The 15671-nt window shown below is 39.3% G+C and carries 15 protein-coding genes; 9 read left to right on the forward strand and 6 right to left on the reverse strand.

The genetic code is table 11. The annotated features are described in order from the left end of the window. The first annotated feature begins 58 nt into the window (after window positions 1–58). Both IEV17_RS12945 and IEV17_RS12950 read left to right on the forward strand, forming a co-directional pair. The gene (locus IEV17_RS12945) at window positions 59–946 is read left to right on the forward strand and encodes an energy transducer TonB (protein WP_004658920.1); all 888 of its coding nucleotides are present in this window, start codon (window positions 59–61) and stop codon (window positions 944–946) included. 265 nt (window positions 947–1211) lie between these two features. Continuing rightward, window positions 1212–3368, forward strand: coding sequence for a TonB-dependent siderophore receptor (locus IEV17_RS12950; protein ID WP_004658918.1), 2157 nt, complete (start codon window positions 1212–1214; stop codon window positions 3366–3368). 68 nt (window positions 3369–3436) lie between these two features. Here IEV17_RS12950 and IEV17_RS12955 read toward each other — a convergent pair whose 3' ends face one another. The 4 genes from IEV17_RS12955 to miaB form a co-directional block, all read right to left on the reverse strand. Further along, window positions 3437–3736, reverse strand: coding sequence for an antibiotic biosynthesis monooxygenase family protein (locus IEV17_RS12955; RefSeq protein WP_004658916.1), 300 nt, complete (start codon window positions 3734–3736; stop codon window positions 3437–3439). A gap of 11 nt (window positions 3737–3747) precedes the next feature. Next, window positions 3748–4233 (reverse strand): rRNA maturation RNase YbeY, encoded by a 486-nt coding sequence (gene ybeY / locus IEV17_RS12960; protein WP_004658915.1) that lies wholly within the window; start codon window positions 4231–4233, stop codon window positions 3748–3750. A 72-nt stretch (window positions 4234–4305) separates the two neighbouring features. Further along, window positions 4306–5382 carry a PhoH family protein gene (locus IEV17_RS12965; RefSeq protein ID WP_004658914.1) on the reverse strand — a complete coding sequence of 359 codons (1077 nt, stop codon included), beginning with the start codon at window positions 5380–5382 and terminating at the stop codon, window positions 4306–4308. Between the two features lie 39 nt (window positions 5383–5421). Then, the gene (gene miaB, locus IEV17_RS12970; protein WP_004658912.1) at window positions 5422–6873 is read right to left on the reverse strand and encodes a tRNA (N6-isopentenyl adenosine(37)-C2)-methylthiotransferase MiaB; all 1452 of its coding nucleotides are present in this window, start codon (window positions 6871–6873) and stop codon (window positions 5422–5424) included. 299 nt (window positions 6874–7172) lie between these two features. Here miaB and IEV17_RS12975 point away from each other — a divergent pair, with 299 nt between their 5' ends. From IEV17_RS12975 to IEV17_RS12990, 4 genes are all read left to right on the forward strand, one after another. Beyond that, window positions 7173–9080, forward strand: coding sequence for a lytic transglycosylase domain-containing protein (locus IEV17_RS12975; protein WP_427832708.1), 1908 nt, complete (start codon window positions 7173–7175; stop codon window positions 9078–9080). Between the two features lie 27 nt (window positions 9081–9107). Further along, window positions 9108–9794 carry a ribonuclease T2 family protein gene (locus IEV17_RS12980; protein ID WP_004658910.1) on the forward strand — a complete coding sequence of 229 codons (687 nt, stop codon included), beginning with the start codon at window positions 9108–9110 and terminating at the stop codon, window positions 9792–9794. A 167-nt stretch (window positions 9795–9961) separates the two neighbouring features. Further along, window positions 9962–10948: a malate dehydrogenase gene (locus tag IEV17_RS12985; RefSeq protein WP_004658908.1), complete on the forward strand. Its 987-nt coding sequence runs from the start codon at window positions 9962–9964 to the stop codon at window positions 10946–10948. Window positions 10949–11106: 158 nt separating this feature from the next. Further along, a complete protein-coding gene (locus IEV17_RS12990) occupies window positions 11107–11349 on the forward strand; it encodes a DUF2789 family protein (protein WP_004658907.1) in 243 nt (80 codons plus the stop codon). Window positions 11350–11374: 25 nt separating this feature from the next. On the opposite strand, the gene IEV17_RS12995 is transcribed toward IEV17_RS12990, so the two are convergent. Together IEV17_RS12995 and IEV17_RS13000 are read right to left on the reverse strand one after the other, a co-directional pair. Continuing rightward, on the reverse strand, window positions 11375–11902 hold the full coding sequence (locus tag IEV17_RS12995) for a hypothetical protein (RefSeq protein WP_034600662.1): 528 nt from the start codon (window positions 11900–11902) through the stop codon (window positions 11375–11377). Window positions 11903–11966: 64 nt separating this feature from the next. Beyond that, the gene (locus IEV17_RS13000) at window positions 11967–12578 is read right to left on the reverse strand and encodes a 2OG-Fe(II) oxygenase (RefSeq protein WP_004658905.1); all 612 of its coding nucleotides are present in this window, start codon (window positions 12576–12578) and stop codon (window positions 11967–11969) included. A gap of 119 nt (window positions 12579–12697) precedes the next feature. Between IEV17_RS13000 and IEV17_RS13005 the strand changes: the two genes are divergently transcribed. From IEV17_RS13005 to IEV17_RS13015, 3 genes are read left to right on the forward strand one after another with little or no spacing between them, the layout of a single operon-like run. Continuing rightward, window positions 12698–13555: a 23S rRNA (adenine(2030)-N(6))-methyltransferase RlmJ gene (locus IEV17_RS13005; RefSeq protein ID WP_004658904.1), complete on the forward strand. Its 858-nt coding sequence runs from the start codon at window positions 12698–12700 to the stop codon at window positions 13553–13555. A 49-nt stretch (window positions 13556–13604) separates the two neighbouring features. Beyond that, complete coding sequence (gene pssA, locus IEV17_RS13010) at window positions 13605–14438, forward strand: CDP-diacylglycerol--serine O-phosphatidyltransferase (protein ID WP_004658903.1); 834 nt, start codon at window positions 13605–13607, stop codon at window positions 14436–14438. Window positions 14439–14454: 16 nt separating this feature from the next. Continuing rightward, the gene (locus IEV17_RS13015; protein WP_004658902.1) at window positions 14455–15516 is read left to right on the forward strand and encodes a DUF6670 family protein; all 1062 of its coding nucleotides are present in this window, start codon (window positions 14455–14457) and stop codon (window positions 15514–15516) included. Window positions 15517–15671: the final 155 nt, after the last annotated feature.

Below are 15671 nucleotides of genomic sequence, written 5' to 3' on the forward strand. Positions count from 1 at the left end.
TTTGGTTTTATACGGTGATTGCTGTTGGGGATGAGACATATTTTGTCGCTTGAATGCCATGTGGAATAAAAGAAATTTTCGTTCAGTACTGTCCCCTTACTGGTGGCAAGATCCAATTTTTATCGGGGCAGTTGCGTTGGCGATGCTTCTACATGCTGCTGTACTTGCAATTCAGTTCGCAATGCCATCACCTACAGATACATCAACCAAAGAAATCGCAGTTACGGTTCGTACAAGTCAAGAAAAAGTCAAAGATGCCGACTTCTTGGCGCAAGCTGATCAAAAAGGTTCAGGTGATTTTCGCGAAGCACATCGTATGTCGAGTGATATGCCAGCTCCGATGGAAGCAGATGCGACAACAGGAGAGTCAGAGCTCGAAAGTTTAGAGAAAGTCCAGCAAAAACGAGAATTAAAATTTGAAGAAAAAGTGCTCATGACAGTTTTAAGCTGGCAGAAGCAAGCAGAGCAAACTGAACGTAAAAAAACCTTAGATGAGTTACAGAGTCAATTTCAAGCTAAAGCCGCTATGGTTGCGAGTTTGGAAGCACAATATTTACAACGTCAGCAAAATTTTAGTCGTAAACAGCGTATTAAAACAGTAGATGGGATTCAGGCAAAACAAGATGCGTCAGCAGCTTATCTTGATAAATTTCGTCAGAAAGTTGAACTATACGGTAATCGTTATTATCCAGATGAAGCGAAACAACAACATTTATCGGGTGAAGTACGTTTAATGGTCATTCTGAATGCCGAAGGTGGAATTCGTGCAATTCGTCTTATAGAAAGTTCTGGACATCCCATTTTAGATGAAGCTGCAAAAGCTTCGGTGCGCCGTGGAGCACCTTTTGGACCCTTTGATAACAATATGAAAAAGGACATTTCTGAATTACGAATTATTCGAACATGGCGCTTTGATCCTGTCGATGCGGAATTTGAAGTACATTAAAAATGTGTACTTCATTTTGTTGTATTTTATAAAAATAAATAAAATAATAAAAATCAATATATTAATTTTCTGAAAAACACATAATTTTGATTATTAAATAAAAAACAAACAATTGAGTTTAATCGTTAAAACTTGAATTGATAATAAAAACAATTATCATTTGCAATATCTTTATTTTTGGAAATATTTGCATCCTTGTTTATTACTTTCGGGGGAATGAGGTGCGTATTTCCAAATGTTCCGTATGATCAAGGACAATCTCTCCATGTACCTATCTGCTAGCTCAAAAATATTTAAAACACATCCGCTTATGCTCGCTATGTCGGTATTACTGCCATCATTTGCATACGCTGAGTCAACCAATCAAACCACTCAGTTACCTACCATTAGCATAAAAGCTGAAAGTGGAAAGCCTAAGGATGCTTATACAAGTGAAACGACATCTACTGCTTTACCTTTAGATCTTAAATTAAAAGAGATTCCTCAGGCTATTTCAGTTGTTACGCAGCAACGTATACAAGATCAAGGTTTGACCACATTGGTTGAGGTCGCTGAAAATGTAACAGGGTTGTCTGTAAATCGCTATGAGACAAATCGTGGTGGATTATATTCAAGAGGCTTTGTTGTTGATAACTATATAATTGATGGGATTCCGACCTCTTATACTTTGCCGTGGTCATCAGGTGAAATTTTTGCAAGTACGGCAATTTATGATCATATTGATATTGTACGTGGTGCAACAGGTTTAACTACTGGAACAGGAAATCCTTCTGCCGCAATCAATATGGTACGCAAGCGTGCAACAAGTGATGTACCTACGGCCAATATTGAGGTCAGTGGAGGCAGTTGGAACAATTATCGTGTGATGGGGGATGTCGCGAATAGTTTAAATGAATCAGGTTCATTGCGTGGACGTGCTGTAGCGCAATATGAGCAAGGAGATAGTTTTACTGACTTATTGAGTAAAGAGCGTTTAACCTTAATGCTTACAGGTGAGGCGGATTTAACAGATTCGACATTGTTGTCAGCAGGTCTGAGTTATCAAGAAGATGACCCTCGTGGACCGATGTGGGGTGGCTTACCAGTGTTCTTTAGCGATGGTACACGTACAAATCTAGCTAAAGGTACGACAACAACCCAAGACTGGACTCGGTGGAATGTTAAATATACCAATTGGTTTGCTGATTTAACGCAAAAAATTAACCAAGACTGGAATGTTAAATTTTCCTATGCACATGGCAAAAGAGAAGCGGATTCAAAACTATTTTATGTTTCTGGGAACCCCGATAAAACAACAGGCTTAGGTTTATCTGGCTTTGCAGGTTCCTATAAAGTGAATGTTGATCAAGATAATGCAACCTTACAATTAGATGGGAAGTTTGATCTGTTTGGACGAAATCATAAAGTTGTCGCAGGATATCAATATTCAAATCAAGACTTCGAAGCGTTAGGACGATCTGGTACAACGCAAACTCCTGAAAGCATTTATGATTGGAATTCTGCGCTGCCAGAACCTGTATGGAGTGCATGGGCACCTTCAGAAAGCTATCAAGTTAAACAAAATGCAATTTTTGCTGCTACACAGCTTTCTCTACTCGATCCACTGAAGTTAATTGTTGGTGGTCGGATGACTGATTATGAAAAAGATTTAGGTTCAAAGGCTCCTAAGATTAAATATCAACATGAATTTATTCCTTATGCAGGATTGGTGTATGACATTCATCCCAATTATTCAGCTTATGTAAGCTATACCAGTATTTTTCAGCCACAGGATGAAAAAGATATTAACAATAACTATCTTGAGCCAATTGAGGGTAAGAGCACCGAAATTGGATTGAAATCATCATGGTTTGATGATCGTTTGAGTGGCTCTTTAGCTCTTTTCAATATTCAACAAGATAATCTCGCTCAAGCAGTCGGTCAAATCACTCGACCAAATGGGACTTTAGAAACTTATTATCGAGCTGCTGAGGGGGCAAAAAGTAAAGGTTTAGAGCTTGAACTGAGTGGTCGACTTACACCGAATTGGAATATTACTGCTGGATATAGTCAATATAAAGCAACAGAAGAAAACGGAACAGATATCAATACGCAATTACCGCGTAAGCTTATTCAAACATACACAACTTATCAGCTTCCGGGGCAATGGGATGCTTTAAGTATTGGGGGGGGGATTAATTGGCAAAGCAAGACTTATATTGTTGCTTCAAATGCACCAGTTGGCGCAGATCCTCGTATTGAACAAGGTGCCTATGCTTTGGTTAATTTAATGGCTAAATATAGAATTAACCAAGATTTTTCAGCACAATTAAATATTAATAATCTATTTGATAAGGATTATTATGGCGTATTCCCTGCTTATGGCCAAATTACTCAAGGCGCACCACGTAACGCAACATTAACCTTACGTTATCAATTCTAAAAATAGGAAATAAAAAACGGCTGAATTCAGCCGTTTTTTCTTGAAGATGTGGATAAGTTTGCGTTTATTCACAAGCCATTTTGATTTGAATAAGCACGTTCAACTGTGCAGATTTCCACACTAAAATCCTGATACCATTTTTCTTTACCCAAACGCTGAGCAACTAAATGTTCTGCATCGCGTTGCCACTGCTTGATATCTTCAAGACTGTGCCAGTAAGACAACGCGATTTCAAAACCATTTTCACTACACGCTTCAAACTTGACACAGTTAAATTGACTCAAGGCTTTATTTCTCAGCTTCTGTGCCATTTCAGAGTAAGTTGCATCAATTTGTTTGATCGTAGCTTTAAAAATAACAATATACATAGTGTCTTAAATTAGCTTTCATCGGTTTGATACGGATTGGCAATCCCTAGTTTTTTTAAAATCTCAATTTCTAAAGCTTCCATTTCTTCTGCTTCAGCTTCACTGGTTTCGTGATCGTAGCCCAGTAAATGTAAAACGCCATGAACCAGCAAATGGGTGAAATGATCAATAGGTGTTTTTTGCTGTTCAGAGGCTTCTTGTAAAACCACAGGGATACAAATCACCAAATCACCTAAAGGTTCAGCATCCAATAAGTTGAGCATTTCTTCAGGAATATCGCTTGGAAAAGACAATACATTGGTTGGTTTGTCTTTTTCACGATATTGCAGATTCAGCTCATGGCTTTCTGCGAGGTCGACGCAGGCAATTCCGATTTCGCAGTCTACGTCGAAACCGACATAACGGAGTGTCGTTTCAATCTGCTTTTTAATTTGACCACGTTTTAGTGGTAATTCATTCGCTTGAAAGTCTTGTTGAAGACTTAAATTGATTTTCAAAATAGATCCTTAAAATCGTCCCCCTGATATGCGATTAAAGTATTGCAATAAAAGGGGGAGTGAGGGGGATTTTTAAATGTGTTGCGCATCTGCCGCAGAATCATTTTCTGCAATCAATGCTTCTTGTTTGGCTTTGCGTTCAGCACGAGCTTCAGCAGACAGGCGTTGCTGTTCACTGTCCCAACCTTCGTAGGCCTCAACAATCTTTTGTACCAATTGATGTCGCACCACATCACGAGAATGGAAACGCGTGATATGAATTTCATGTACATTTTCCAGTACACGTAATGCTTGTGCTAAGCCCGATTGTTGCCCACGAGGTAAGTCAACCTGTGTCACGTCACCTGTAATCACAGCACGCGAACCAAACCCTAAACGGGTAAGGAACATTTTCATCTGTTCTGGTGTGGTGTTTTGTGCTTCATCTAAAATGACGAATGAGTGGTTCAGAGTACGTCCGCGCATGTAGGCAAGCGGAGCAACCTCAATCACTTGGCGTTCAATCAGTTTGGCCACTTTTTCAAAGCCCAGCATTTCATAGAGAGCATCGTAAAGTGGACGTAAGTAGGGATCGATTTTTTGAGTCAAATCACCTGGTAAAAAACCGAGTTTCTCGCCAGCTTCAACCGCAGGACGAACTAGTAAGATTCGTTGGATTTCATTACGTTCCAACATATCCACTGCAGCAGCAACTGCTAGATAAGTTTTACCAGTCCCTGCTGGGCCAATACCGAAGGAAATATCGCTTTGTAAAATACGTTGTACATAACGCTTTTGATTGGCACCACGAGGATTGATTCGCCCTTTGCGAGTCTGTAACCAAACGCTATCTAAGCCTGTATGTTCTTGTTCCGAATCATCCATGAAATCACGATCTGTCTGTGAACCTTGGATCATCAAATGTAAAACATCAGCACTGATTTGTGAGGAAATTTTTGATTCTTGATAAAGCCGTTGCAATAGTGCTTCGGCTCTTTCAACTGTTTCTATATCACCGTCTAGATAAAAGGCATCGCCTCGGTGAGTAATTTTGACATCTAAACGTTGTTCGATTTGTTTTAAATGCCCGTTATACGCACCGAGCATGCTTTTCAAACGTTCCATGGAAATTTCAGGGAACGTTACTGTACGTCGAATCGCTGCAGTCAAGAGAAACCCTTTTTGTTGACTTGTAAGAATACCCTTACATTACGCCACGTCAGGTTCAAGATTCAAGAGTTCACCATAAACTAAATTTAAAGTTTTAATTTCAGTGATCTCAATCTCTGCGAAACGTCCAACCCATGTCGCATCACCGATAAATGTAACCAAACGAGTATTGTCTGCTGTGCCAACCAATACATTTGGATCTTTATCAGATACTTTTTCAATCAAGACACGTTCAACTTTACCGAGCATAGCATCCGTTTTATGAATACTTGATTGTTTGATCACTTCTTGTACTTGTGCGAGACGGTCTTTTTTCACTTGATCAGGGGTGCTGTCTGGTAAGTCAGATGCAGGTGTTCCCGGACGTTTTGAGTAAACAAAACTATATGAATGATCAAAATCTAAATCTTTAATAAACTGTAATGTTTCTGCAAAGTGTTCATCTGTTTCACCCGGGAAACCAATAATGAAGTCGCTAGATAAATGCATATCTGGGCGGACTTTACGTAATTTGGCAATTTTATCGATGTAGACATCAATAGTGTGATTACGCTTCATGGCTTGCAATACATCGTTTGAACCAGTTTGTACTGGCAGATGTATATGTGAAACCATTTGTGGTAAATCACGATAGCATTGAATTAAATCGTCAGAAAATTCAAGCGGATGAGAAGTCGTATAGCGTAAACGTCCAATACCCGGAATTTCTGCAACTAAACGCAGCAGTTCAGGGAAGGTACAAATTTCACCTTCAAACGTTTCACCACGATAGCCATTCACGTTTTGACCAAGCAAGCTGATCTCACGCACGCCTTTTTCAGCTAAGCCCGCGATTTCAGCCAATACATCATCAAGTGGACGAGAAACCTCTTCACCACGAGTATAAGGTACGACACAGAATGAACAGTATTTAGAACAACCTTCCATGATTGAAACGAATGCTTTAAAGCCTTCCACACGTGGCTCAGGCAAAAAGTCGAACTTTTCAATATCTGGGAAAGAAATATCAACTAATTTAATTTTTTCTTTCTTAGGTTTTTCAACTTGAGCTTGATGTTGATCCAACATTTGTGGCAAACGATGCAAAGTTTGTGGACCAAATACCATATCGACGTATGGCGCACGTTTTTGAATGTTGTCACCTTCTTGAGAGGCAACGCAGCCACCGACACCAATCACCAGATCAGGATTCTGTTCTTTGAGTTTACGCCAACGACCTAAGCCACTGAATACTTTCTCTTGTGCTTTTTCGCGAATTGAGCAGGTGTTCATGAGCAGAATGTCTGCATCATTTGGATTGTCAGTGAGCACATAACCATGTGAATCACCCAATAAGTCTGCCATACGATGACTGTCATACTCATTCATCTGACACCCTTGCGTTTCAATATATAGCTTTTTAATTGAAACATCAGTGGTGTGCGTTGGCTGGGTAACAGTGTTTTCTGAAGCAGCTTTTACAGCACTTGGAATGAATGTTTGAACCGTCATGCAGGCTCCTAAACAAGGTGGATTTAAACAAACCGCGGATTATAGCAGTATTTTTGCAAGAACGCAGAGAATAAAAAACTGACAAAAATGGACAGTTTATGAATAAAATTGGATGAATTTTAATGAATATGAATCAGTAAGTTACATAACACAACAATAGTTGGAACTTAGACTTATTACACTATAATGGCGGGCAAAATTGAGCAAACGTATTGATGAAGATGAATAAACATCCCCAATTTATAACAATGGTTAGCAATAAAGTGAATAATAAGAAAAGCTTCCGTCGACTTGTTGCGATGGGAGGCGTGGTGATCTGCTCATCTGTATATGCTCTAGACGAACAATTTAATGATGCTCTACGTGCTGCGAGTTCTGGCAACGTTGCATTGCTCGATCAATATCAATATGAAATGCAAAATGATGTATTAGGTTATTACCCTGAGTATTGGAAATTGAATACCAACCTAGGGCTACAACCTGCTTCTTCAATTATCGCTTTTGCGCAACGTTATCCTCAATCAGCGATGGCTGAAAAATTAGCAGCCGATTATGTCGAGGAAAAAGTAAAACAAGCAAGTTTTAATGAAGCAAAACCTGTACTCAGCTATGTCACTAATCCTGACCAAGAAGAGAGTTGTGCGGTTGCACAAGTCCGTGCCAAAACGGGTGATAGTCTGGTTTTTGCTGAATATAAAGATATTTGGTTAACAACAAGTACACAGCCTGAATCGTGTAATGGTTTAGGGCGACTGATGTTATCTAGCCCTCTGATGACTGCTCAGGATCGTCAACAACGACTTTGGGGACAACTGCGAGCAGGTCAATCTGGTTTAGCGATTGCGACCGCCCAAACTATAGGTTTGGATTTGTCCTTGGCTCAGTTGAATCAGATCCAATCCAATCCATTGGCATATTTATGGAATGCTCCTAAAGCCAGCGATGCTGATTATGCATATCTAATTTTTGCATTGGGGCGTGTCGCAGACAATGATTTCACCAATGCTTTAGGAAATATTCAGCGTGTTGCACAAGATACTCCTCAATCTGTACAAAAATATTTATATCGTACGATAGGTTATGTGGGTGGAACGACGGTAATGAAGAATGGCTTTAACCGAGAAGTGTTAAATGCCTATGATCAAAGTTATGGTTATCCGTTTAGCCCAGAAGAAGCAGAAATTTATGCACGTCAAGCGATTCGTTTTGGTGCTTGGGAAAGTTTAATTCGTGCAATTGATGCGATGTCAATCACGCAGAAACAAGAAGATCGTTGGCAGTACTGGCTTGCTCGTGCATCTGAGCAACGCTCAGATGCTGCTTCAAAGCAAGCGGCTCAACAGATTTACCGTAAGCTGGCACAAGCTGGGGATGACTACCATAATTTGCTAGCCAAAGATCGTTTAGGTGAACGTTATAATCATCAGCCTTATAACGAGCAACCAAGTTCACAAGATATTCAACGTTTAAACCAAAATATCCACTTTAAACGTGCATTTGCATTAAAAAATATTGATGCGCCAGCAAATTATATTAATCGCGAATGGAATTGGGCAGTCCGCCAAGCGTATTTGCAGCATGATGATGGTTTGCTTTTGGCTGCCGCTAAGCAAGCGCATGATATTGGTTGGTATGACCGAGCAATCTATGCCGCAGACCGTACGACCTCGCGCCATAATGATACTTATCGTTATACAACACCACACCGTAGTAATGTCACGAGTCACAGTTACAATGCTGGTATTGATCCAGCTTGGGCATATGGTTTAATGCGCCAAGAAAGTCGGTTTGTTACATCAGCACGTTCACATGTGGGTGCAGGTGGTTTAATGCAAATTATGCCGAATACTGCAAAGTTAGTTGCGCGCCAAATGGGTGAAACTTATAACCCCGCGGCTCTAAGTGAAATGAATACCAATATTCGTTATGGGACATACTATCTGTCAATGATTCAAAGCCAACTGAGTGGTAATGCTGTATTAGCAACAGCAGGTTACAATGCTGGCCCAAATCGTGCAAAACGATGGCAGCCAGATTTTCAAACCATGGCGGCTGATCAATACACAGAAACTATTCCATTGTTGGAAACACGTGACTACGTCAAACATGTGATGACCAATGCGACGCATTATGGTGTTGTGTTAGGGTTAGGCGCGCAATCCTTAGAAAAAAGGATGGGGACAATACCTGTGCGTAATGAACCTTAAAGAAACAAAGACATTTAATTTGAAACAATGAAGTTTTTATATTTGATGAAATTTATGAATTTATTCAAGGGACGGTTAGTTCGATCATTGCAGATCTTGATCTGTTACTTGGTCATGTCACTTGCTGCGCCGTTACATGCTGCAGAGAACCCTGATATTTCAGGTTATGTGATGCATGTTCAAATGACTCCCGCAGCTTGTTCCTTTGATTCATCAAGACAAAAACAGCGTAAATGTTTAGAAGGTTATTCTCTTACTATCGCAAGCTTATTGCCGGAAGTTCCTTTAAATCGGGATTGTTCCACTAAAACTTCTGCGAAATTATCTCCTTTGCAAGCTAAAGTTGTGGCGCGTGTAATGCCCGATGAAAATGCACGTGTGCAACTCTGGCAAGATGTTGGAGGTTGTATGTCGATGAATGCCAGTCAATATTTTAGAACGATTATTAATTTTGCTGAGCGCTTAAAAGTACCTGCTGATTTAACGAGTCCGAATACTATTGAAGTGCAAAAAGAAAACCTTCGACAACAATTCATGAAATTAAACCCTTCATTACCTCCTACAGGAATTCGCTTTACCTGTCAGTCTTCAAAATTTGATTCTATTTTGACTGAGATTCGGGTGTGTTATCAAAAAAATGGGCAATATAAACAATGTGCAAGTCATATTGTGACGGGATGTCCAAATGAATTTACAATTAAAGGCAGTTATTAAGCTTTTTCTTCACTTAATTTGTATTTTCTATCAGACTTTTGTTGAAATCCATTCTCTTTTAAATGCATCTGTGTTTGCTTTAGAGTACAATATTTGCCGTTTATGATAATTCGATTGAACCACTTTAGCGTTCAATTGTGCAAACGCATCTCATTGGAGAATATCACATGAAGCAACCCGTTCGTGTTGCCGTTACAGGCGCTGCAGGTCAAATTGGTTATAGCTTATTATTCCGTATCGCAAGCGGTGAAATGTTAGGTAAAGATCAACCTGTAATTTTACAATTGCTTGAAGTTCCTTTTGAGAAAGCTCAACAAGCGCTTAAAGGCGTAATGATGGAACTTGATGACTGTGCTTTCCCTTTATTGGCAGGCATGATCGGGACTGATGATCCTAAAGTTGCATTTAAAGATGCTGACTATGCTTTATTAGTTGGTTCACGTCCACGTGGTCCAGGTATGGAACGTGCTGACTTATTAAAAGTAAATGGCGAAATCTTTATTGGTCAAGGTCAAGCACTTAACGAAGTTGCTAGCCGTGACGTTAAAGTATTGGTTGTAGGTAACCCTGCTAATACCAATGCATACATCGCAATGAAATCTGCTCCAGATCTTCCAGCGAAAAACTTTACAGCAATGTTACGTCTTGACCACAACCGTGCGTTAACTCAACTTGCTCAAAAAGCTGGTGTTGCAGTTTCTGATATCGAAAACATGACTGTTTGGGGTAACCACTCTCCAACAATGTATGCTGACTACCGTTTTGCAACTGCAAATGGTGTAGGCTTAAAAGACAAAATCAACGATGCGGCTTGGAACAAAGATGTATTCCTTCCTACAGTTGGTAAACGTGGTGCTGCGATCATCGAAGCGCGTGGTTTGTCTTCAGCTGCTTCAGCTGCGAATGCTGCAATCGATCATATGCGTGATTGGGCATTAGGTACAAATGGTCAATGGGTAACTATGGGTATTCCTTCTGACGGTTCTTATGGTATTCCAGAAGGCGTTATGTTTGGTTTCCCTGTAACAACTGAAAACGGTGAATACAAAATCGTTCAAGGTTTAGAAATCGACGAGTTCAGCCGTGAGCGTATCAACTTCACGTTAAATGAACTTGAAGAAGAACGTGCTGCAATTGCAGACATGTTGAACTAATTTATCAGTTTTATAGATTGAAAAAGCACCTTTCATAAGGTGCTTTTTTTATGCTGAGTACACACAAAAAACAACAAGAAAATATAGGCATCTTTCTGTATGTTAGCAGTATTACTGTTAAATTATTTCTATTAAGTAACTTGTTTTGGAGAATAATAATGTTTGAACAACAACCAACATTGGAGCTTTTATTCGAACAATTAGGGCTTGGGGCAGATGATGCTGCAATTGAAAATTTTGTGAAAACGCATCAGCTCAGTGCTGACCAGAAATTACATGAAGCTGAGTTCTGGAGCGCGGGTCAGCGAGATTTTCTAAAAAGTCATTGGGACAAAGATGATGAATGGGCCATTGTGATTGATGAACTGAATCAACAGTTGCATGTAGACAGTACCAAGTAATGATTCAGTAAAAATAAAGCTCACATCAGTGAGCTTTATTGCGTAATAGGGTACTAAACCATTCTTCTTTGCGGACTTCACCAAACGCAGGATGAAGCTGCAATAACTCTAAATCATGTTCTAAGCAAGATACGTATTTTGTTAGCCAATACCGTGTTAATGCTGGTTCCTGCTTCGCAGCTGAAGCGTAAGCCAAGAAGAAATAAATCTCTAAGTGTTCTGTATATGCCAAAGGTTTAAGAATTTGCTGTGTAATTAAAGCAAAACGCTGCTCTTTAGTTAGCTCAAAGTAAATCATATATGCTTTAGCTAAACATAAAGACAAATTCAAATACAAGCTTAATGGCATTTCGTCGTATTCAATTCGTGCTTGTTCCAGCAGTACGATTGCTTCCTGTAAGAAGTGTAATTGTTCCTGACGTACATGGCTGAGTACGACCAGCTGTAAACGCAGATCAGCACGCTCTAAAGCAAGTTCAGGACTATTGTTCTCTAAAAAGAGTTGGTCAGTTTCACCAATTCGTGCAATGACTTGTTTCGTCTCATTCGACATGTATTGATCCAGAATCATCAGTTATGCCTAGGTATATAAGGCTGTTTTCAGGAATTTAAAGGGCTTAGCCCTGATTCCAGATTGAGCCTCCACTGCGTAACCATGCAGTAATCGACAAGCGCTGGTGTTTTGAGCGTAGAACCTCATGTAATAAATCGCTCTGGAAAATAGCCAGACGATTAGGCGAGGGCTGGATAATATGCCATTGACCATTTTTATCCTGCAAACGTAATTGACCGCCCCAATCTTCCTGCCAATCTTTATGTAGATAAAAAACGGTTGAAATCATTCGGTCATTTTTTTGTTGAGGATTATCACGATGTAAAGCATAAAATTCACCTGCGTTATAGCAGGCAAAATGTGCTTCTACTTCTTTAATCCCAAGATAAAACGCCTGATTTAACGCTTGTGAGAACTCTTCTAAAGCTTTGATATGCTGTTGGGCAATCGGTAACTGACCATCAATCCACAGAATATGGTCACTACGGATATGACTGACAACGCCGTTTTGTACTCCTGCTGCTCTGAATTCAGCAAGATGGGTGCTACATTCTTGTACTAGCGATTTCACATATTCAGCTGAGTAGAGATCATCAATTAGAGCAAAACCAAATTCATTTAAATCATCTAAAATTTGATCTAAGTTCCATGAACTTGTGAAAGGGGGATGTTGCATAGAACTCCAGTTCATTAGTAAGTTGATTACAGTGCAATTTTAGATGATCACATCAACGCTAAAGAATACTTTTTTCTTTCATGTTAAACTATCCTTTGAATTGAGGAATAATTGTCAACATGAATTACCGTCACCATTTCCATGCGGGTAACTTTGCCGATGTTATGAAGCATGTACTTTTGCTTCAACTGCTCGCTCGTTTAAATGCTAAAGATAAACCTTATCGATATATCGATACCCATGGTGGTGCAGGTAAATATGATTTATCTACGTCTGAAGCACAAAAATCAGGTGAGTTTTTAACGGGTATCCATCGTTTGGTCAAGCTTGATGATTCGATTAAACGTAATGCACCTGAAGGCATAAAACAATATCTTAAAATTGTTGAAGATATGCGTGCAGGTTCAGGTAAAGGCGCTTATCCAGGTTCACCTTGGTTTGCGCTTGAAGGCATGCGTGATATTGATAAAGCAACTATATTTGAAATGCAGCGTGATGTGTTTCAACAATTGTATTTTAATATTCGCGATAAACGTGCGGGCTTGCATGAGCGTGATTTTTATGAAGGTTTGATGGGTGTCATTCCGCCTAAAGAAAAACGTGGATTGGTCATGATTGACCCACCATACGAAATCGAGCGTAAAGATTTTCCACAACTGGTTGAAATACTCCAAGCCGCACATAAAAAATGGCCAACGGGTGTATTTGCAGTGTGGTATCCGATCAAAGATCGCGCCATGATTGAACGTTTTGAAAAGAAAATGTTCAAAACAGGAATTCGTCGCCAATTAATTTGTGAAATTTGTGTTTGGCCTGATGACACGCCAGTTGGCTTGAATGGTTGTGGTTTACTTGTGATTAACCCACCTTGGAAATTCTCTGAAGATGCAGACCAAGCCTTACAATGGCTATTCCCGCATTTACGTATGAGTGAAAATGGTGGTCATGCCGCTGTGCGTTGGTTGGTGGGTGAATAACCCATCTTGCCACTAAAGAAGTCAAAATATTCTCGAGGAATTGAAAATAATGACAAATTCTTTTAAACCTGATGCTGATTTAAATAAAGAAGATCATTCTTTTGATGGCATCACCTTTGAAGTAGAAGAAGAAGAACAAACGCACGAAGGGCAAAAAGTAAAACGCCGTGGTATTTATTTATGGCCTAACTTAATTACTACAGCAGCATTGCTTTCTGGTTTTTACTCCATTATTGCGAGTATGAATGGCAACTTTAATCAGGCGATTTACGCAATCTTTTTAGCTGCATTACTTGATGGATTAGATGGTCGAGTTGCACGCGCAATCGGTGCACAAAGTGCATTTGGTGAGCAGTATGATTCACTTTCTGATTTATTAGCTTTTGGTGTCGCACCAGCAATTTTGATGTATAGTTGGAGTTTACATGACCTTGGACGTATAGGTTTAGCCTGCTGTTTTATTTATACCGCATGTGCTGCATTTCGTTTAGCACGTTTTAATGTGCAAATTGGTGTGGTGGATAAACGTTACTTTATTGGAATTGCGAGCCCATTAGCTGCTGTTACTGTGATTTCAGTGGTGTGGGTCGGTCGTGATTTCCCATTTGTTTTTGATTTAAAAGATATTGTGATTCAAGTAATCAACTCTGTTGTGATGGTTGGAGTTGGTTTACTTATGATTTCAAATATCAAATACTATTCATTTAAACAAATGGATCGTAAACGTGTACCTTTTGTTGTGATGCTACCTGTGGTCTTGATTTTTGCCGCAATCACGTACAACATTCCAGTAGGAATCTTGATTGTATGCATTCTTTATGTACTTTCAGGCTTTGTAACGACTTTATTTGCAAAAAAGAATGAAGCAAAAATAATAACTTAGAAAAGAGAGGTTCAGTATGCCAATATTGATGAATAACAATCAATTAAAGCGGCTGAACCTTAATAAGTCAGAAGCTTTAACATTCTATCCGCCAAAAGGCTTATTTAAAATTGTTTATCAAGCTTTAATTCTGCCGAATTTACCTGAGCCCTTTCATTACTTAAATTTTATTAGTCTAATCGGCCAACCTCGCATTCCGATTTGTTATAACGCCAGTGCTATTACTACGACGGCAATTGATACTGCGACAGTTTTGGTCAGTAGTAGTGCATCAACTGTTGGGCATCTCAAAAGTTATAGTGCCAAAGAGCAGTGTCAATTAGAGCAAGACCGTTATCAGTTTTTAGATGTAGATCAAATCCAAGTTGATTTCCCAAATTATTATTTTAAGCGTGATGATGATGAGCTCAGTTGTCAACTCAAAGTGAATATTGACTCTGAAATAGAAAATCATTCAGCTTTACAATGGGGAGTTGGCGATTATTGGTATGTGCGTTGCCAATGTGAAGGGGAAATCATCTATAAAAAACAAAAGTATCAAATTGAAGCGCAGGGTATATTGAAACATGCTAGAGCCATTTATTTACCTTTTATAGCCTTTCATTTTTTTACCTATCAAATCATTCAGGTTAATGCTGATTTGCAAATTATTTTGTCCGAACTCAGAAACCAGTGGAATAGCATTATTTTTTCTCGGATTGAAATTCAGTCGAATGAGCAGCAATCTCGACTTTATGATGATCAAGTCATTTTTGATGTCAGCCGTGTTTATCCAAAAGTTCAAACACCCAATGGTCGTGATATGTATTTACCAAGGGAATTCATTTGGCAATATTCAGAAAAGGATGCGGTTGTCTTTCATTTAACAGCACAAAGTCGGGGTGATTATAAATTTGGTTTGGCAGCTGGTTATGTGGGCAGCTTTCACTATCAACTCTTATGGAACAATGAAAGCTATGAGGGCACTGGATACTGTGAATATATCGATTGCAGACCTTTACACTGGCAAGAAAAAAATAAAACTGAGCAAATAATCGACCAAATCGCACATTTTCAGCCTTATTTGTGTAAAAAATAATCGGTTGATGCGATAAGTAAAATAAATTTGAATAAAGCCCTTGCATGTGGTCTGAAATGCTGTAGAATGCACATCCATCGGCGGTGATGCAGATAAAAACTTGTTGAGAAACAAGGATTTGGCTAGATTAGTTAGGTTCTTGGATTGATTGATAA

The organism is Acinetobacter modestus, assembly GCF_014636095.1.
In the GTDB taxonomy this organism is placed as follows: Bacteria; Pseudomonadota; Gammaproteobacteria; order Pseudomonadales; family Moraxellaceae; genus Acinetobacter; species Acinetobacter modestus.